This window comes from Apibacter sp. HY039 (assembly GCF_004023655.1).
Lineage (GTDB): Bacteria > Bacteroidota > Bacteroidia > Flavobacteriales > Weeksellaceae > Apibacter > Apibacter raozihei.
This window is the reverse complement of the sequence record NZ_SAYM01000007.1, coordinates 149,045-167,325: the sequence shown is the minus strand read 5'-3', so window position 1 is coordinate 167,325 and position 18,281 is coordinate 149,045. Positions and strand designations below refer to the sequence as shown.

Here is an 18,281-nt window from a genome sequence, read left to right as displayed (position 1 = left end):
GTAGACGGGCATAACAAGCTCTTTATCCGGGGTCATGCCCCCACCATCCTGCTGGAAAACGGACAGGACTGTGAGAGCTTTGAAGATAAAACACTGGATGCCATTATCCGTAAAGCCACCGGAGAATACCCGCAGGATTTGGTAGCCTGGGACCTACGTCCAAACCTGAAAGACCCGTTAAAATATACCGTACAATACCGCGAGAGCGACTGGAACTTTGTCAAAAGATTAGCGGTACGCTATGGGGAATGGCTGTATTACAACGGACAAAAAATCGTTTTTGGAGGCAGTGGAGGAAAGACCGAAGAACTGGTGGAAGAACAGGATATTTACAGCTATGAGCTGAGTATGCGACTGGTACCCCAGAAGTTTACCTATGTAGGTTACGATGCCAAACAGGCAAAAAACCATACGGTAAACTCGGACAGTGTGCCCATTACCCACCAGCTGGTGAATCCTTTCCAGCAGCATGCCATCAAAGCCTCTGAAGAGGTCTATTCCAAGGTGCCTTTGTCCCTGTATAACCAGTCCTTATTAGAAAAAGGAGAGCCGGAACTCAAAGAGGCGGTAAAAAGACAGAAGCTGAGCCGCCAGAATGTATTCTTTCTGGAAGCCAGGACCAATAATCCGAACCTGAGACTGGGGGATATTGTGAAGATGAAAGCCTGGATGCCGGGGCATGAGATATTTAAAAACGGGGAAGTTCCGTTGGAATCCTATAAAGTTATAGAAATCAGCCACCATCAGGACATTACCGAAGGATATTACAACCAGCTGATAGGCGTACCGATGGACAATGAAGTGCCGGCCTACATGGATGAAAATGCCATACCGGAGTGCGAAGAACAATCCGCCATAGTAACCGATAACAACGATCCGGACGGAATGAGCCGTATACGGGTACAGTTTGCCTGGCAGGAACCTACCCAGGGACAAAGTCCATGGATACGGGTAACCACTCCGTATGCAGGAAAAGGCAAAGGAATGCACGTGATACCGGAGATAGGTGAAGAAGTTATTGTAAGCTTTGAGAACGGAAATGCAGAGAAACCGGTAGTTATTGGCGCCATGTTTAACGGAGAAGGAAAGAGCGGACACGGAGGCGCAGGCAATTATACAAAAGGCATTGTAACCAATAGTAATTGTGGAATAGAATTTCATGATAAGCATAAGCATACCAGATTATGGGATGGAGTAGGTGATGAAATTAAACTGGATGGTGCAGGAAATATTACCACTATTGCTAATGAGATGAATCTTGTTAAGGTAGGAAATGGGGCAAGTCTTTATATGAGTAAAGACGGTTTTATTGAAAAAGATGCAACAAAAAAAATCAGATTCATGTCTAAAAGTAATGAAATAGAAATAAATAGTATGGATGGGAAAGTTTGTGTAAAAGCCGATACCACAATAGAATTTTGTGTTGGTGGAAATACTATAAGCATGAATAAAGATAAAGGTATAACCATATCTTCAGATAAGCCTATAATAATACAATCGCCTGCTAATCCTGTTACTATAAAAGGTTCTCAGGTTGATGTAAATTAGAAGAATTAATGAATCAAGAATATAAAATTCATATAGTAGAATCAGAAGAAAAACTTTCTACTATTGCTAGTAAATACAATACTACTCCTCGTGAAATAAAAGTTCATAATCCTGAATTAAAAACTTTTGGAGGGTTTATTGGAGGAGAGTTTGTTTCTGTAGGACAGAAAATTAGAATTCCTATAGCTGAATTGGTTAAATCTGTATCTGAAATAGAAGATAATTATTTTACCAATTTGGAATTTGAAAAAAAAGCCAGATACAGATGCGAGCAGTTTAATATTACCCGTGTAAATGAAGAAACTATTACCTTATCTTCTGAAACAAGAAATCAATATCTTTATTCATTATCTAAAAATGAACCTGCAATTATGCAAATAGTGTTGGAAGATTCCAATTTTTCAGTGGAACCAGCTTACTTTAAAGAAGGATTTGAATTTGCCCGGAAAATAGAAGACGTAAAAAAGAATCTAATACTCAAACAAAATACTAGGGGCGAAATATCTGATGTTGTTAATATAAAGGAGCTTGATACAAAATGGAATTTTTTTAAAGATAAAGAACTTTCGGTAGATCCTTTATATAAAAATTTGAAAGATAAAGCTCCAGAACAGGCTAGAGATATTATATCTACAGGAGATAAAGAGTTTTCCTCTCAGCAGAATTTAGGAAAAACATTGGGTAAAAATTTATTTTTTCATATTTTGTTACGTGCCAATGTAGGGGAAGAATTGGAAGATTATACTCTTACGCAATATTCACAGCTTTTTCCTAATTTGGAATTAACTACTCATGTGGTTAAATCCAAAGTAAAAGAAGAAGAAGGAATAACTACCTACCGGCTGGTAGGATCTCTGGATAGAACCTATCTGTCCGAAGAAGAATTAAAGCAAAGGTATGATGAGCTGTATAAACCTATGATTAAATATAACTATACGGAATTTAATTACATCTATAGGATTACATATTCTATTAATGCAGACAATTTATTGTTACAAGCCCAAGGTTCTCTCTGTGAAAAAATTAAAAATAATTTTGAAGTGATTACAGAATATACTATTAGAAAAATGGAATTATAAAGTTATGAAAAAAGATATCCGATTAAGAGTTCTAAATAGTAGAATAATTTTACTATCTATATTGGTTCTGGTACCTTTAATACTATTTATAGTTTTCATTGCTGAGAAAATTACTAACACCACTAATCAAACATATTTTATAATAACTTGCTTATCTATTATTGCTATTATTAATTTTTTAATTGTTAAAAAATCTACCAAGCTTGTTAATTTTTCATTTTCTGATTCTTCATTATGTATTTCATCGGATACTATATCCACAAAAATTATTTATTCAGATATTAATAATTATAATATTTATTATTAAATTATTAAAAAAATGGGATACATGATTCGTATAAAAGAAAAAAGAAATTATTTTTTTTGGATTACGTGGAAAAATTTTGATAAAAAAGAAAAGGCTGATGAAGAAGATTATCATGTAATATATGAACTTTTTTACAAGACAAATCTCTTAAAAAAAATGATAGGGATAGATAGAATTATTTTACTATTAGCTTCGCTACCATGGATTATATTAATGGTTGGATTACTTTGCATAGTAGGTATATTTTATTATATATTTTTTATGATATAAAATAATTATGGAATCGAAAAAAATCACATTTAAGGCTGTACATCCCTTAGTATCGGTGTTATGGTTTGCTGTTGTTCTGGTATTACTTTTTTTACTATTAGAAATAGTGCAGACTATATCTTATATGGGGCAAAGAACTTACATAATGATTTCAATCTTTGCTATTATACTGATAGTAGGATATAGGGTTCTAAGAAAACAAATAAAACAAGTTGAATTATTGATTAAGGCAGATAGTCTAGAAATAAGTGAACAAAAAATAGTAGAGAAAAAAGATAATTATTTTTCGAAAGTTCCTTTTAATAAAATTAAAAATTATAATGTTTACTATATGTTGACAAAAAAGATGGGATACATTATAAGGATAAAAGCTGATAAAACGTATATTTATTATGTAGATTGGATTTCATTAAGTGGATCTCAAAAATTTGATACTAATACATATAAAGAAGTGAAAAGTATTTTGGATAATAAGATGTCTAAAAAAAAGAAAACTATAGTAACAGATATACTATTATTACTTTTCTCATCTGTCCCATGGATTACATTTATTGGAGGAATGATGCTATTGTTGGGCATATTTTATTATATATTTTTTATGATATAAATTATAGAATATAAATTAAGGTATTTAAAACTATACAGTGCTTATTTTAAGATGGCTGTTTTAATGACAAAAATTGAAGTATATACCATTAGCTTTAAAAATATAATAGTTTACGCCCTTACAACTTTTATATATCATTAATAAAAATACTTTTTTAACCTCTTTCTCTTTTAGTTCAGATAGAGTATTGGTTAAGAATAAAAAAACTAAAGAATTAAGTATAAAAATTTCGGGAATATCAAATTATGCAATTTATTACCTTATTTTAAAAAAATAGGGCTTTTTAGTGAGAATAAACGAAAATAACAAGAATTTTTATTTTTATAATACCCCGTTAAAATATAATAAAGTAAATCCTGTGGATCATGAGAACTATATACTATTAAAAGAAACTATGAAGAAATATACAAATAAGTATCCTACTAAAACGTTAGTAGACGGGTTAATTCTTTTGATAGCGGGTTTGCCTTTGCTGGTGATAGTAGAGGTATTGGTAAGTATCTTTATTTTTTTACGATAAATATAATATTATAACAAAAATTTTATAGCCTGTATGATGAAACAAAATACACAAATAAGGATTATAAATTTCAAAATTTTTATAATATCTACGTTATTATTGATCCCTTTGTTATTATTAATAATATATATATCAAATAAATTATCGTATAATCCTGTTTATTTCATTATAATTTCATTAGTTGTGATTGTTGGCTCAATGATTAGACTTGAACAAAAATCAACTAAATATGTTATTTTTAATTTTAAAGATAATAAACTATTAATAGAAGGAAAACAAAACGAATCTCTTTTATATTCGAAAATTTTTAATTTTAACCTATACTCTTTGTTTCCTAAAAAGAAACTAGGTTATATACTTCGTATACAGCAAGAAAAAGGGAATTTTTATTTTTGGATTACTACAAAAAATAAAAATATGAAATGGAGTAAAAATGACTATCAAAATATATTAATTCTTAATAATTCCTTAGAACAAAAAGTACAAAAAAAACAATTATTCATAGATTATATTATTTTTGGAATAGCTTTAATTCCTACAATAATAATATCCTTTGTTTTCTTGTTCGTTTTTGTTGTTTTATTTTCACTAATTACAGGAAATATAGAATGGTTTCAATATTTAGAATTTTTAAATTAATCAATAAATAAAAAATGGGAAAATCCTATATACCTAAAGATAAGGTTTTTGCAGTTTGTACCTATCAGTTAAGTTCAGACCCGCAAAAATTTTCCAATACCCGGGAAAAGCCTACGGTATTTTATAAAAATAATAAACAACCGGTTTTAAATAAAGAAGATCGGAATCTGGCGAAACCTTTTACCTGTAAATCTCCATGGAGTTTAGCTAGTTCATTCCTTGCTTTTGGAGCAGGGTTGTTAGTTGCTGCAGCCTTGATGTCTAATCCTGCAGGTTGGATAGTATTGGCTGGAGCAGCGTGTTTATTAGTAGGAGGAGTAGCAACAATTGCTGCCGCAAATCATAAATGTACCGATCCCCTAAATGGAGGAAAATGGCATTTAACACATAGTTCCGTAAAAATAAACGGTAAAATAGCCATAACCGGAGCTTCCCTTCTAAAATGTGGATCAGACGGAATACTAACGCCTTTTTTTAGCGAATCGGCAGCCCGTCAGGCAGCGGCAGAGGTAGCATCCAACAACCGTTGGGAGTTGGGGCTTAATATTGTTGCTTCTTTCGGTGCCGGATTTTTTTTACCCGGAGCTTTTTCCGGAATAGGAGCAGCTGCCGGAACTGCAAAAATTTCAGCCGGAGGAATTCTTGTAGGGAAAATGGGTGCCGGATATGTAGCTTTTAGTGTCCTGGCTTGGGCAGAAAGGGAAACGATCAGAGGATATCATGAAAACCTGGGAGAGTTAAAAGACAGTGAAACTTATGCAAATATGAATACGGTGGAAGGAAATGATCTCATAGGGTTACCAGGAAAGCCTGATGATCTGTTTCAGGACGGAACCGATTTGGTAAATCCTCCTGCTGCGGGTGCTGATCCGAGTGCAAAAGTTGAATACCTGCAAAAATTAACTGCGGTTTGGAAAACCGGAGGATTAATTATTGATGATGTAGCATTGGCAGGAAAACTTGATAAATTAGCTGGTTTATCCAAACCTCAATTAAGAAACCACCCGGTAGCTTTAGAATTAATGAATGAACTGAGTGACCCTGCTAATCACACCAATTGGAGGAATAGTATGAGACACCCCAACTCTAATCGGATGAATCCTTCTATGGTGGAAGATGGTCGTGCAGCAGCAGCTCAATCCTATAAAAATAATCTTCAGCAATTAGGTAAAAATGCAGCAGAAGGAGTATTATTCTTATTACCTTTTGTGGCTACCTGGTTTTCCGAAAATGCGCGAGCTTCATTAGCTAAAGCACTAGCTAATGATGTTTCAGATGTTAGCTTGATAGCCGATAAACCCATTGATTGATTTTTTTATTTTTGAGCGACTACTTATTTTACTAAAAAAATTAGGGTAATGGATTTGATACAGATGTGGTAAAACTACAAGAAGCAGGTTTACAACAAAATCCTTCGGATCAATCTAAATCAATGGATGATTTGGGAAACGATATAGGAAGTGCAACCGATATTGGAAACAAAACCGTTGGAGATCGAACTTCTCAGTTTGTTACTCAAGAGCTTTCCAGTTTTGTACGGTTAGATGATATTGAAGAACACGGTTCAGTTTCCACACGCCAAAGTAGAAGGATAAATGGAACCATTGTAGGGATAAATCAAATGGGAATCAGTCATATAGAAAGAAAAAAGTTTAAAAAACAATTTACCACATATAAGTAAGCAAAAAAGCCAACTCATAAGAGTTGGCTTTTGTTTTTTTAAGCATTCAACTTGTCCAACAATTCCAGTTCTTCCTCTGGAATAAGGATCTTAATAAGTGTAAAGATATTGTATAAGTCCAGCGGTTTGTGGCAAAGGGTAAGGCTTTTGCATTCCGTTTCGGCCAGTAAAGCCGTTTGTGCAATATTACAGAGAGATTTGAGGGTAAAGCCTAAATTCTCTTAATAGGAACTATTTATAATTTTAAGCCCCATAAATCTTATAGGCTTTCACCCTTGGCAAATATTTTTTTATACTCTTCAAAACGAGTATATAATTCCTGTTCTTTTTCTTTAGGCATTCGCCGATGAGATTCTCCAAAATCTGTGGATAAAGCCACGGGTTCCGTAAGTGTCGGAATAATTTCAACAGAATCTACCAAAAGCTGCATTTCCATATTCCAAAGTCTGAAACACATCGTATGGAAAGTATCCTGTAAAGACAATTCCAGCTTTTGCTGAGTAATCAGAAAACCTGCATCTGCTTCCTTGTTTACCCAATGAACGGTAACACCCAGCGGAAGTTTTTCATACACCGCCCATTTTACCGCATCCAGCCCGCGCACGTAGGGAAGATACCCCGGGTGTGAATTTATAATCCGGAAATCAGTGACTATGTTTTCAGGCAGCAGCCCTGCTCCGGCAATTAAAATAGCCTCATAAGACTCGGAATAAAAGGCCGAAGCCATAGACTCCAGCGTGGCTCGTATATATTGATACTGTAAATGATGGCTTAATTCCTCATTATCTAAAGCAAGCAAAAGCTCCGCAGGACGGTGAACCACCAACGGCTGCAAAGGCTTCCTGTAGACAAAAGGCAAGGCATAAACATCTACCTGTGAATACCCTTTACCTTTTAAACGCAATAAAACTTCCTGGGTTTTACGGGTTGGATAATCGTAGGAAATAACTGCGATTCTTTGTTTTTTATTCATAGCGATTACAAAAATACGATCTAAGCTTCATTTTTGGAACTAAACTCTATAACCACATATTCCGACTGGGTTCCTATCCGGTATCTTCCTCCCCAGATGCCGATTCCGGAGCTCACATAAATATGAGTATTCCCCTTTTTAAGGTAACCGTGGGAATCTTCGTATATAGCATCTGCAATTAACGATAAGGGCCATACCTGTCCCCGGTGAGTATGGCCGGAAAGTTGAAGGTCTATTCCGTTTTCCTGTGCTTCTTCCAGATGATACGGCTGATGATCCAATAGTATTACCGGTTTACTTCTGTCCAGTCCTTCACAAAGTTCGGATAAACTTTTACGGGCCGGATTCGTTCGATCATCTCTCCCCACAATATAAAAACGTTGGTTTACCAGAACCGAGGAATCCCTGAGCAACTGAATGCCGGTTTTATTGATAAATGAGATACTTTCTCCGATATTGCTTAAATACTCGTGATTCCCCAGGCAGGCATAGGTACCCAGTGGTGCTTTGATCTCTTTGAAATACTTTTCCAGATGATAATAATTCAACGGCCGGACACTGTTATCTATAATATCTCCGGCAATAAGAAGAAGATCAGGCTTCTCCTCATTAATTTTTTTAATCCATTCTTTAAGTTCTTTTTTGCGGATGGCAAACCCGAGATGCAAATCGCTAATCATCACTATCTTCAGCGGAGTATCCAATTTCTTGGATGTCTTTATTTTCAGTTTGATTCGACGCTTCTGCAAATAATTCAAATGTCCGTATATTCCAATGAATAACAGCAGAACTAATACGATCTTCACTCCTGTTTCCTCTATTAAAAAGCTTGAAGGAAGAATTTGTAATTGCCGAATGCCATACACTACAATATCTAACAGGAAAAACAGCAAAAATGAATATACTAAAATAATCATCCAGCCCGTAGATATTTTATATAAAAGGGTTGCCGGGTAAACGGGTAATTTTTTAACAAATAGAAAAAACACGATAAATGAAGTAGGAAGAAACAAATACAGAAGAAAAAATACATTTTTAACCCAACCTGAGGAATATTCAATTAAAATATTTATGTGTCTGAAAACGTAATAATTAGCTAAAAAGTAAATAAAAATAATGGCAGCAAATGTAAATATTCTTTTCATAAGAAGAAATAACTATTTTTAATTAAAAACGAAAACCAGTATACAAAAGTATCTGAAAATAATGAGAAAAAGAATACTGCCTTTATCTCCACCTGTAAAAACTGGCGAAAATTGCTACGAAAAGATGTATTAAAGCATGAATCTTCCGATATCGCTATTAGGATCCAAGGGCATAAAATCCAGGCCGTACTCCGTCATTCTCTCCCAAAGTTTTTCATACTCCAGATAAGAATCCAGCTCTATTCCTACCAAAGCAGGGCCGGTTTCTCTTTCATTTTTCTTCATATATTCAAATCTGACAATATCTACATGCTCGTTTAGTACCTGATTTACGAAATCTCGTAAAGCACTGGGCCGTTGCGGAAAACGAACAATAAAATAATGTTTTAACCCTTCAAAAATGAGGGATCTTTCCTTTATTTCCTGCATCCGGTTAATATCGTTATTACTTCCGCTTACAATGCATATTACATTTTTTCCTTTAATTTCTGAAGCATAATGATTCAGCGCCGAAATGGAAAGGGCTCCTGCCGGTTCTGCCACAATAGCATCTTCGTTATAAAGTTTCAGAATCGTAGAACATACTTCGCCTTCGGGTATCAGGCAGATTTTATCCAGAACCTTACTGCATATCTGGTACGTGATATCTCCTACCCTTTTAACCGCCGCACCGTCTACAAAACGATCGATTTGTTCCAGAGTTACCGGATGTCCTTCTTTTAAAGCTTTCTTCATGCTTGCAGCCCCGGTAGGTTCCACCCCGATAATCTGGGTATCCGGCGAATAATCTTTAATATAGGCTCCTACTCCCGAGCACAGTCCTCCGCCTCCGTTAGGAATAAAAATATAATCAATTTTTTTATCCTTAAAATCCTTCAGTATTTCCATGCCTATCGTACCCTGCCCTTCAATAATCCGCCTATCGTCGAAGGGAGGAATAAAAGTCATATCATGTTCCTTGGTATATTGCTTGGCAGCTTCTGCACTTTCGTCAAACGTATCTCCCACCAGCACAATTTCTACAAAGTCTTTTCCAAACATTTTTGTTTGTTTCACTTTTTGCTTGGGAGTAATTTTAGGCATGAAAATCACACCGCGCACTTTCATTTTATTACAGCAATAAGCTACTCCCTGGGCATGATTCCCTGCACTGGCACAGGTGACTCCTTTGCTCAAAAGAGCCGGGTCCAGGCTGCTCATCATGTTATAAGCCCCCCTCAGCTTGTAGGATCTTACTACCTGTACGTCTTCTCTTTTCAGATAGACCTGGGCATGAAAACGGTTGGATAAGGTATGATTATATTCTAGTGGAGATCTTTTAACTACTTCTTTGATACGTGCTGCCGCCTCTTCAATATGCAGTTTAAACTCTTTCGTTATTTTAGCAGACATTCTTTTTTTATTTTAAATAGTATACAAATTTATTAATTTAAATTGATTATAAATAAGGAAACCTTTGGGTTATTTCAAAGATTTTAAAATTAAAAACGGAAGTGTAAACCTTTTCCGATGATGTATAAAGTAATTCCTGTATTGAAACTATCAGCGAATGCAGATATCCGGATTCTATAAAGTAGATTACCCGTCACTTTACTTTTCAAACCGCTTCAAGGAGCTGTCATCTGAGCCAATGTTATAAATCTTATAAATCCGGTACCCTACCTCATCGGTAAAAATATAAGATAGACCCACCCATAAATATGTTTGATAATTTATCTTTAGATTTAGGATGCAAAAAAGAGAAACAGAAGTTCTGTTTCTCTTTTTCTCTTTTATACTGATAGTAATAATTGCCTGTAAGAAAAGCAAAACACTCCAGCTGACAGGTACGTATTGAATTATCTCTTCGAATCGTATAAATTCATGGTCAAAAACTATGAATCTGAAAATGGTCCGATATATTGCAAGGTTTTAGTTTCCAGCATATCCAGAATTTCTTGCCTATGCTCTTCAGTACTTTCAGCAACTAAAACTGTCATTTCAAACAATTCAGTTTCAAGACTGACCTCATCCAGATATAACCGATGAACATTTTCAAGTAAAAAGGTAAAATAAATAACCAAAGCCAGCCTTTTGTTTCCGTTGGCTAACGGATGGTTTTTAATTATTGAATAAAATAACCAGGCGGCCTTTTTTTCAATAGTATCATACACTTCCACATCAAAATAAACCGCTTTAATCTGTGCCAATATACTTTCTAATTTCCCTTCATACCGATTCTTGAATGCGGGAATATCTGTTGAATATTCCTGCTCTTCATCCAATAACTGATTAAAAACCAGCTCAAAATCGGAAATATCCAAATAGAAAAGATTATTCACCCTTGTCATATCTTGACAATAACGTTAATGTATGAGAGAGCCTGAGAAGCAATGGTTTGTTTACTCCTTCAAATTTCAGGTTAGATTTTTTTTCTTTGACTATCCAACCTGAAGAAGATGATACAACCTGATTTCTATGCTTAATTTTCTCCAGGGTTTCTTTAAATTTCACTTCCACTTACGCCAAATTCTTTATTTCTTCGATAAAACGATCGGCCAGCTGATCAGCTTCCTGCTGAGTAGGAGCTTCCGTATATATACGTATAATCGGTTCTGTATTAGACTTTCTTAAGTGTACCCAGGTGGAAGGAAAATCTATTTTTAATCCGTCAATAGTTGTAATGGTTTCACCGGAATATTTTTCAGTCAGTTTTCGTAATATCTGATCCGTATCAATTTCCGGTTTTAAATCAATTTTTTTCTTTCCCATAAAATAAGACGGATAGGTTTCCCGTAATTGCTTGCAGGTAATTCCCTTTTTTGCCAGATGCGTTAAAAAGAGAGCAATTCCCACAAGTGAATCTCTTCCGTAATGAAGTTCCGGATAAATGATACCTCCGTTGCCTTCTCCTCCGATTTTCGCTGCGGTTTCTTTCATTTTGGTAACCACATTTACCTCACCAACGGCAGAAGCCTCGTATTTCTGGCCATACTGACGGGAAATATCGCTTAAAGCACGGGAAGAGGATAGATTGGATACTGTAGCGGAAGGAGTCTGAGAGAGAACATAATCAGCTACAGCTACCAAAGTATATTCCTCTCCGAACATGGAACCGTCCTCTGAGATAAGTGCCAGCCTGTCTACATCAGGATCCACTACGATACCGAAATCTGCTTTTTCTTCCGGAACTTTTTTCATAATATCTCCCAGATTTACTTCCAAAGGTTCCGGATTATGAGGAAAATTTCCATTAGGCTCACAGTACATTTCCACCACTTCCACACCCAGTTTTTTTAATAACGGGGGTACAGAAATTCCTCCGGTGGAATTCACAGCGTCTAAGACAACCCTAAAACCTGCTTTTTTAACGGCTTCGGCATCTACCAAAGGCAATTTTAATATTTCGCCGATGTGATAATCGATGGCTGTATTATCTTGTATATAGGTTCCTAACCGGTCTACCTCTACATAATCAAAATCTTCATTTTCAGCAATTTCCAGCAACTCTTCTCCATCTTTGCCGGAAATGAATTCTCCCTTGGAATTAAGGAGCTTTAAAGCATTCCATTGTTTAGGATTATGACTGGCGGTAAGAATAATTCCTCCATCAGCTTCAAGATAAGGAACCATCATTTCCACAGTGGGTGTGGTGGATAAACCCAAATCAATAATATCAATTCCCACTCCCTGTAAGGTAGAAGAAACCAGTGCGGAAACCATTTGTCCGGAAATACGGGCATCTCTTCCTATGACCACTTTTACCTGTTCTTTAGATAATTTTCTTTTTAACCAGGTACCATAGGCCGAAGCAAATTTAACGGTATCCAGCGGAGTAAGATTATCTCCGGTTTTACCGCCTATAGTTCCTCTGATTCCGGAAATACTTTTAATTAATGACATAGATCGTATTATTTACTTTTATTTAAAAAATCATTTATTTTTTCTTCTATAAATGCTCTGGGCATGGCCCCTGCAAATCCTTCTTTCACCTCACCTTTTTGTAGTACGGTTACCGGAATACCGCCCTGAAGATTCGGATCTATAGATCCGATTCGTGAGCTTAATTCACTTACAGGTATCTGATACACATTCTGCATTTTATTTTTCAAGACAAAAGGTGCTACCTGAGCCTGTGTGCGTGCATCGTCTACATTCACAAACAGGAATTTTACCTTTTTATCTTTATATTCATTATGAAGCGCTACAAAATCAGGAATTTCTTCAACACAAGGTCCGCACCAGGTTGCCCAGTAATTTGTAATGTATAGTGTATCACTTTGGGTATTTGCCAATGCTTGAATTTTATCAAAATCGGAACTTATAATAGTAACCTCTTCAGCGGTTTCATTATCAGCGGGAATTTCCGGCTCCGAAGAATTTACCGACAACGAATCCTTTGCTACAGGTGTTTCTTTTGCCTTTTCTTTACAGGAAAAAAAAAGTCCTAAAACCATAAAGAAATAAATAATTTTTTTCATTTGACTGTATTTTATATATACAAAAGTAAGGATTTTTAAAAAGCCGACTTTAAATATTCATGTATATATCCGGTTATTTCTCTCATTTATCATTTGATATTCTTTACAGGTAAACATACATGAAGAAATCTTAATGTTTTATTCATATCAATTTTATTTTCAACTCTCAATTTTGTTTCAAATAATAATTATAAATAAAAGAACAAATGAAAATAGCATCAACCATAGGATTTCTAATATTATCCAATGCATTTATGAATATTGCATGGTACGGACATTTAAAATTTTTCGGAAAAGACAATCATACTTCAATATGGATCATTATACTCTTAAGCTGGGGACTGGCATTATTTGAATATTGTTTTCAGGTACCCGCAAACCGAATCGGGTTTCAGGAAAATGGAGGCCCTTTCTCTCTGGTACAGCTGAAAGTTATGCAGGAAGCCATTACTCTAATAGTATTTATGATTTTCTCTAAAATCGTTTTTCAAAATGTACAGTTTACAGTTAATCACCTGATCGGGTTTTTACTTTTAATTGGTGCCGTCTATTTTATATTTAAAAAATAAACGTACGAAACATAAAAAAACAAGATATGAAGAAAACTTAATTTCCTGTTCATATCAAATTTATCTCGGAATTGCACCTTTACACTATCAAATAATAATAACAAAAAACATAATATCATGGAAACAAAAACAAATCCAACTCAATTAACAGAAAATAGTAACGAAACAAAAAAAACACCTGCGAATGATTTGAAAAAACCTAAACCTGAAAAAGATGAAAAAAAACATTTAATTGACATGAAACCTTTACAATGTTTTCAGGGAACAGTTAAAGAATGGCTATCTAACAAGGATTTTATTTACGATGGTTTTATTCTCGAAACAGAAAATGAAGAGATAAAAATAAAATTCCCTCCTCATTCGGCTAAATTAATCCGAACAGCTGTTGAGAACCATCCTGAAATTTCTTTAAAAGGTGTAGTTCATAACTCTCCGGAGAAAGTTAAAACAGTTCACCTGATCAATTTTCAATCCGAAGGTAATACTGTTGATATTGTTCCTCCTGCTCATCCACCTGTACCGGATACTATGATTAGAAAAGAAGGCAAAGTTACTGATTTTCAACATGATTCAAAAAACAATATCTGTGGATATTTCATTAATGATACATATCTGCTGAAAATACCTCCGCATATAGCTGAAAAATTAAAAGAACAAATGCAGATAGATGTCAGGGTTGAATTTACCGGTATGGCTAAATCCGACAAGGAAGGTGAAGTTAAAGTAAAAGACTACATTATTATAAACACTCAGACTTTAGCTGTAAATACTAACGAATATTTAATTAAATAATAATAACCTATAAATTATAAAAAGATGAAAACAATTATTTCAAAATCCCTGATTTTAGCGGCTCTCATGATAAGTTTTTCCACTTATATGTCTGCTCAGAAAAGAAATCCAAAACCTATGCACAGAGAGGAAGCTGTAGAAAAAGTAACGGCTGTAAACGGTGTAGTAAATGAATGGATATATAACGATGACTTTATTTACGACGGTTTTACTTTGCAAAGCGGAAATGAAGAACTATTTGTAAAAATACCTAAACACATGGGTAAAGTTCTCCGCAATTCCATCGCAAAAAACAATATAACTGTCAATGGTGTTGTTAAGTATTCTCCGGAAGGAAATAAAGAATTAAAATGGGTAAGCATTGTTACAAACGGGAAAACCATTTACGATATTCCTAAAGAAAGACCTGAACAACCACCTGTTGAAAAATTTGTAAACGGAAGTGGAAAAGTTTTGAAATTTCAACAAAACGAACGCGGAGATACTCATGGAATATTTCTTGATAACAAAATCCTGCTTCGTATACCTGCTCATAAATTTTCTTTGTTAAGCTCTTTATTACAAACCGGAAAAACCATCCAGTTTACAGGTTTTGAAAAACCAAAAAACGAAGATGAGGCTGTAGCTGATAATTATTCAGTAATTAAACTTGAAACTCTGACCGTTGACGGTGAACAATATCTTATTAAATAAGCCTTTAGATAGTTAAATAAACAAAGCACTAAGTAAGTGCTTTGTTTATGTTATACACTGTACAGAAACAAAATTTCATATATTTGTTTTTAAATGCAAAAATTATAAGCAAACAATAAAATTAATATGTCTGAATCGTTTCTGCTATATAGTGTTATATTTTTATTGCTGATTTTACTTTTAGCCTTATTAATTTTAAAATCCAAACACATGCATTTTACAATTCACAAATTAAAAAACGTGCTGGGAATGAAACCCAAACGGAACGAAACAGTAAATCGCCTTCATTCAATTCATTCTAATTCCCTGTCTAAAAAAGAAATTGAGTCTAATCATAGTGAAATACTGATTGAAGGAGAATTGATTGATTTAAAAAACAATCACGTTGGCGATGTAGATATGCTTATCATAAATTCACAGAATGAAACTCTGGCAATTCATTTTCCGCCACATTTAGGTAAACCTGTTACGCATCTGATTTCTAAAGGCAAAAATCTAAAATTCAAGGTTCATCCATCCAGAAAAAAAATGTATGAAAACTTCCCTTTATACAATCTTACCGCTATTAAAAGATCGTCCGAATGGATTTATATAGACGATATAAAGCCTGTACCACCTACGGGAATCCCGATTCAACTGGACGGCTATATTTCTGATTTTGTATACAATAAGAGCCATTCTATATCCGGATTTATCCTGAATAACTTTCTTGTTGACATTCCTCCGCATTTCGGTGAAACGATAACTCCTTTTTTAAAAAAAGATGAAAAAATTAATGTTCGTGGTTACAAAAGAAATAAAAATACTGATTTTATAAATAACAGCGGTTATGATATTATTCGACCTTATTCTATAAGTACTAACGAAACCGATTATTTATTATGAAAATTTTAATTATAGAGGATGAAGACAGCCTGGGGACATTTATGAAAAAAGGTCTTCAACAGGCAGGACATTCTGTAACACTTATACAAGAGGGAACTGAAGGTCAGAAAATGGCGGCCATGGAAAATTTTGATCTCATTCTTCTGGATCTAATGCTTCCGGGAATTAACGGGTTTGACATATTATCCAATTTACGAACTTTTCAGATTACTACTCCTGTAATTATTACCAGTGCACTTTCCAGCACTCAACAGGTAGTTCAGGGATTGGATCTAGGAGCCGTAGATTATATAAAAAAACCTTTTGAATGGGAGGAGTTACTGGCTAGAATACGCGTCGTTCAAAAAAAGATTTCCAATCAAACTTCCAATAATTTAGTAATTCAGGATCTAACGATAGACGTGGTAGGCAGAAAAGTTTTTCGTGCAGGCAAAGAAATTAAACTTACGGCTAAAGAATATATTTTATTGGAATATCTGGCAAGAAATGCAAACCGTATTGTAAGTAAGAACCAGATTATGGAACATGCCTGGGATTTGGATTTTGATCCGGGAAGTAACATTGTAGAAGTTCACATGTATCAACTGAGAAAAAAAATTGATAAAGACTTTCCTAATCCTCTTATTGAAACTATTGTTGGTTTGGGATATTCTTTAAAAGGCGAAAAATCGTAAAAAGCAACTTATTATCAAAAAACTATTCACATATTTAAATCTTTACACTCGGATCGCCTGTGTGAATACCTTAGTATTTATGCTTTTATGGCTTTTACTGGGGCTCTTTTTCCATTTTTTTACTTCTTTTAACCTACATTCAAATATTACTAAAAAAGAAGTATTGTTTTTTTTTAGCTGCATTTTATTTTTAGGAAGCTTATTTACTTTTATTACTTCTTACCGGATTACTTTATATGCCTTCCAACCTTTGCGAACTGTTATAGATAAAGCAAATGAAATAAATATTTATAAAAATGCCGAACTGCTTGCAGAACCTAAAGATCAAAGCGAACTAACCGATTTAATCCGCTCATTTAATCATATGCTTTTACGGATAAAAGAACAATCGGAACATCAGAATGCTTTTTTTGCCTCTGCCTCTCATGAATTGAGAACTCCATTGGCTGTGATGCTTACCCGGCTGCAAATTATGATAAAAGAACCTGATGTTTCTTTTGCAACCCAGGAATTATATAAAACACAAATTAAGGAAATCCAACAATTGATTCATATTGTTAACGACTTTCTGTTAATGGGAGAAATTAATAACCAAAACTTACAACTTCAACGGAATCATTGCGACCTTACTGATATATTTCTTCAGCTGATCGAAAAATTTTCTCTTCGCTCTGCTGAAAGAAATACACCATTTAAACTTTCTTTTCTACCCATTGAAGAAGACTTTCGTGTATGGGCAGATGAGGAAAAACTAACCGTTATTCTATCCAATTTAATTAGCAACGCTGTTAAATATTCCCAACAGAATACCTCAATTGACCTTACGGTTTTTAAAAAAGATAATATTGTCAGTATCCTCATCAGCAATAGCATACGTGAAGATATTAATCCTCAAATTACGGATATCAAAAATAAATTTTATCATTCAAAACCTATGAAAGGAGAAGGTTCCGGACTGGGACTATGGATTTCAAAACAACTGGCAGACATTCAGGATATTGAATTATTTTTCAGTATAAAAAACCAAACTTTGTTCGAAGCTCATATTATCATTTAATTATCCGAAAAAAAGATACTTTATTTTCTGTATTAAACATTGATAAACCGTCCTACATTTAGCAGGGAAAAATCATTGAAAAATTTTTATATTTGAAAAAAATATACAGATATGAAAAAAAATATTTTAGCAATCGCAATTCTTACCCTGACGCTTTATTCTTGTGACAATGCTTCGGGAGGTAATAAAAATATAATTCCTGTAGATCCTTCAACACAGTCAGCTGACAGTGCACATGCCAATCATTCTGCTCAAAACCATGAAGCTCACGGTACTGAAAAAAATATGGATTCTACTCATACAGAAAAACAACAACCGGCCAAAGATTCCATTTCGGTACATCAGGGGCATTAATATTAACCCGTTTCAGCCTTTTTATTAC

22 protein-coding genes are annotated in these 18,281 nt (G+C 34.4%); 15 read left to right on the top strand and 7 right to left on the bottom strand.

What is annotated here, in order from left to right; genetic code table 11:
- The 8 genes from EQ921_RS13030 to EQ921_RS13000 form a co-directional block, all read left to right on the top strand.
- A partial coding sequence (locus EQ921_RS13030) for a type VI secretion system Vgr family protein (protein WP_128331958.1) occupies window positions 1-1,548 on the top strand: 1,548 nt, incomplete at its 5' end.
- Between the two features lie 8 nt (window positions 1,549-1,556).
- Complete coding sequence (locus EQ921_RS13025; protein ID WP_128331957.1) at window positions 1,557-2,627, top strand: LysM domain-containing protein; 1,071 nt, start codon at window positions 1,557-1,559, stop codon at window positions 2,625-2,627.
- A 328-nt stretch (window positions 2,628-2,955) separates the two neighbouring features.
- Window positions 2,956-3,204, top strand: a complete 249-nt coding sequence (locus EQ921_RS13020) for a hypothetical protein (RefSeq protein WP_164875638.1) — start codon at window positions 2,956-2,958, stop codon at window positions 3,202-3,204.
- Window positions 3,205-3,211: 7 nt separating this feature from the next.
- Window positions 3,212-3,811: a hypothetical protein gene (locus EQ921_RS13015; protein WP_128331955.1), complete on the top strand. Its 600-nt coding sequence runs from the start codon at window positions 3,212-3,214 to the stop codon at window positions 3,809-3,811.
- Between the two features lie 394 nt (window positions 3,812-4,205).
- Entirely contained in the window at window positions 4,206-4,331 is a 126-nt protein-coding gene (locus EQ921_RS14950) for a hypothetical protein (protein ID WP_255424494.1), read from the top strand.
- A gap of 183 nt (window positions 4,332-4,514) precedes the next feature.
- Window positions 4,515-4,970, top strand: coding sequence for a hypothetical protein (locus EQ921_RS13010; RefSeq protein WP_128331954.1), 456 nt, complete (start codon window positions 4,515-4,517; stop codon window positions 4,968-4,970).
- A 14-nt stretch (window positions 4,971-4,984) separates the two neighbouring features.
- Window positions 4,985-6,280, top strand: coding sequence for a hypothetical protein (locus tag EQ921_RS13005; RefSeq protein ID WP_128331953.1), 1,296 nt, complete (start codon window positions 4,985-4,987; stop codon window positions 6,278-6,280).
- Window positions 6,281-6,345: 65 nt separating this feature from the next.
- On the top strand, window positions 6,346-6,651 hold the full coding sequence (locus EQ921_RS13000) for a hypothetical protein (RefSeq protein WP_128331952.1): 306 nt from the start codon (window positions 6,346-6,348) through the stop codon (window positions 6,649-6,651).
- A gap of 259 nt (window positions 6,652-6,910) precedes the next feature.
- On the opposite strand, the gene EQ921_RS12995 is transcribed toward EQ921_RS13000, so the two are convergent.
- From EQ921_RS12995 to EQ921_RS12965, 7 genes are all read right to left on the bottom strand, one after another.
- Window positions 6,911-7,624 carry a formyltransferase family protein gene (locus EQ921_RS12995; RefSeq protein WP_128331951.1) on the bottom strand — a complete coding sequence of 238 codons (714 nt, stop codon included), beginning with the start codon at window positions 7,622-7,624 and terminating at the stop codon, window positions 6,911-6,913.
- 20 nt (window positions 7,625-7,644) lie between these two features.
- Window positions 7,645-8,769: a metallophosphoesterase gene (locus EQ921_RS12990; RefSeq protein WP_128331950.1), complete on the bottom strand. Its 1,125-nt coding sequence runs from the start codon at window positions 8,767-8,769 to the stop codon at window positions 7,645-7,647.
- 129 nt (window positions 8,770-8,898) lie between these two features.
- A complete protein-coding gene (gene ilvA, locus EQ921_RS12985; protein ID WP_128152129.1) occupies window positions 8,899-10,161 on the bottom strand; it encodes a threonine ammonia-lyase IlvA in 1,263 nt (420 codons plus the stop codon).
- 482 nt (window positions 10,162-10,643) lie between these two features.
- The gene (locus tag EQ921_RS12980; protein ID WP_128331949.1) at window positions 10,644-11,099 is read right to left on the bottom strand and encodes a type II toxin-antitoxin system death-on-curing family toxin; all 456 of its coding nucleotides are present in this window, start codon (window positions 11,097-11,099) and stop codon (window positions 10,644-10,646) included.
- Window positions 11,083-11,268, bottom strand: coding sequence for a hypothetical protein (locus EQ921_RS12975; protein ID WP_128331948.1), 186 nt, complete (start codon window positions 11,266-11,268; stop codon window positions 11,083-11,085). Before EQ921_RS12975 ends, EQ921_RS12980 begins: the two co-directional genes overlap by 17 nt.
- On the bottom strand, window positions 11,269-12,651 hold the full coding sequence (gene glmM / locus EQ921_RS12970) for a phosphoglucosamine mutase (RefSeq protein WP_128331947.1): 1,383 nt from the start codon (window positions 12,649-12,651) through the stop codon (window positions 11,269-11,271).
- Between the two features lie 8 nt (window positions 12,652-12,659).
- Window positions 12,660-13,229 (bottom strand): TlpA disulfide reductase family protein, encoded by a 570-nt coding sequence (locus EQ921_RS12965; RefSeq protein ID WP_128152121.1) that lies wholly within the window; start codon window positions 13,227-13,229, stop codon window positions 12,660-12,662.
- A 206-nt stretch (window positions 13,230-13,435) separates the two neighbouring features.
- Between EQ921_RS12965 and EQ921_RS12960 the strand changes: the two genes are divergently transcribed.
- The 7 genes from EQ921_RS12960 (at window position 13,436) to EQ921_RS12930 (ending at window position 18,253) form a co-directional block, all read left to right on the top strand.
- Window positions 13,436-13,798, top strand: coding sequence for a DMT family protein (locus EQ921_RS12960; protein WP_128152119.1), 363 nt, complete (start codon window positions 13,436-13,438; stop codon window positions 13,796-13,798).
- 117 nt (window positions 13,799-13,915) lie between these two features.
- A complete protein-coding gene (locus tag EQ921_RS12955; protein ID WP_128331946.1) occupies window positions 13,916-14,590 on the top strand; it encodes a hypothetical protein in 675 nt (224 codons plus the stop codon).
- A gap of 24 nt (window positions 14,591-14,614) precedes the next feature.
- Window positions 14,615-15,283, top strand: coding sequence for a hypothetical protein (locus EQ921_RS12950; RefSeq protein ID WP_128331945.1), 669 nt, complete (start codon window positions 14,615-14,617; stop codon window positions 15,281-15,283).
- Window positions 15,284-15,532: 249 nt separating this feature from the next.
- A complete protein-coding gene (locus tag EQ921_RS12945; RefSeq protein WP_164875637.1) occupies window positions 15,533-16,168 on the top strand; it encodes a hypothetical protein in 636 nt (211 codons plus the stop codon).
- Window positions 16,165-16,842, top strand: coding sequence for a response regulator transcription factor (locus tag EQ921_RS12940; RefSeq protein WP_128152111.1), 678 nt, complete (start codon window positions 16,165-16,167; stop codon window positions 16,840-16,842). Before EQ921_RS12945 ends, EQ921_RS12940 begins: the two co-directional genes overlap by 4 nt.
- Before the next feature lie 61 nt (window positions 16,843-16,903).
- On the top strand, window positions 16,904-17,899 hold the full coding sequence (locus EQ921_RS12935) for a sensor histidine kinase KdpD (RefSeq protein WP_128331943.1): 996 nt from the start codon (window positions 16,904-16,906) through the stop codon (window positions 17,897-17,899).
- A gap of 111 nt (window positions 17,900-18,010) precedes the next feature.
- The gene (locus EQ921_RS12930; RefSeq protein WP_128331942.1) at window positions 18,011-18,253 is read left to right on the top strand and encodes a hypothetical protein; all 243 of its coding nucleotides are present in this window, start codon (window positions 18,011-18,013) and stop codon (window positions 18,251-18,253) included.
- Window positions 18,254-18,281 lie beyond the last annotated feature (28 nt).

Coding starts and splice junctions, on each gene's coding strand:
- EQ921_RS13025 (WP_128331957.1), top strand. CDS start 1,557: ATGAATCAAGAATATAAAATTCATATAGTAGAATCAGAAGAAAAACTT.
- EQ921_RS13020 (WP_164875638.1), top strand. CDS start 2,956: ATGATTCGTATAAAAGAAAAAAGAAATTATTTTTTTTGGATTACGTGG.
- EQ921_RS13015 (WP_128331955.1), top strand. CDS start 3,212: ATGGAATCGAAAAAAATCACATTTAAGGCTGTACATCCCTTAGTATCG.
- EQ921_RS14950 (WP_255424494.1), top strand. CDS start 4,206: ATGAAGAAATATACAAATAAGTATCCTACTAAAACGTTAGTAGACGGG.
- EQ921_RS13005 (WP_128331953.1), top strand. CDS start 4,985: ATGGGAAAATCCTATATACCTAAAGATAAGGTTTTTGCAGTTTGTACC.
- EQ921_RS12995 (WP_128331951.1), bottom strand. CDS start 7,624: ATGAATAAAAAACAAAGAATCGCAGTTATTTCCTACGATTATCCAACC.
- EQ921_RS12990 (WP_128331950.1), bottom strand. CDS start 8,769: ATGAAAAGAATATTTACATTTGCTGCCATTATTTTTATTTACTTTTTA.
- ilvA (WP_128152129.1), bottom strand. CDS start 10,161: ATGTCTGCTAAAATAACGAAAGAGTTTAAACTGCATATTGAAGAGGCG.
- EQ921_RS12980 (WP_128331949.1), bottom strand. CDS start 11,099: ATGACAAGGGTGAATAATCTTTTCTATTTGGATATTTCCGATTTTGAG.
- glmM (WP_128331947.1), bottom strand. CDS start 12,651: ATGTCATTAATTAAAAGTATTTCCGGAATCAGAGGAACTATAGGCGGT.
- EQ921_RS12965 (WP_128152121.1), bottom strand. CDS start 13,229: ATGAAAAAAATTATTTATTTCTTTATGGTTTTAGGACTTTTTTTTTCC.
- EQ921_RS12960 (WP_128152119.1), top strand. CDS start 13,436: ATGAAAATAGCATCAACCATAGGATTTCTAATATTATCCAATGCATTT.
- EQ921_RS12955 (WP_128331946.1), top strand. CDS start 13,916: ATGGAAACAAAAACAAATCCAACTCAATTAACAGAAAATAGTAACGAA.
- EQ921_RS12950 (WP_128331945.1), top strand. CDS start 14,615: ATGAAAACAATTATTTCAAAATCCCTGATTTTAGCGGCTCTCATGATA.
- EQ921_RS12945 (WP_164875637.1), top strand. CDS start 15,533: ATGAAACCCAAACGGAACGAAACAGTAAATCGCCTTCATTCAATTCAT.
- EQ921_RS12940 (WP_128152111.1), top strand. CDS start 16,165: ATGAAAATTTTAATTATAGAGGATGAAGACAGCCTGGGGACATTTATG.
- EQ921_RS12930 (WP_128331942.1), top strand. CDS start 18,011: ATGAAAAAAAATATTTTAGCAATCGCAATTCTTACCCTGACGCTTTAT.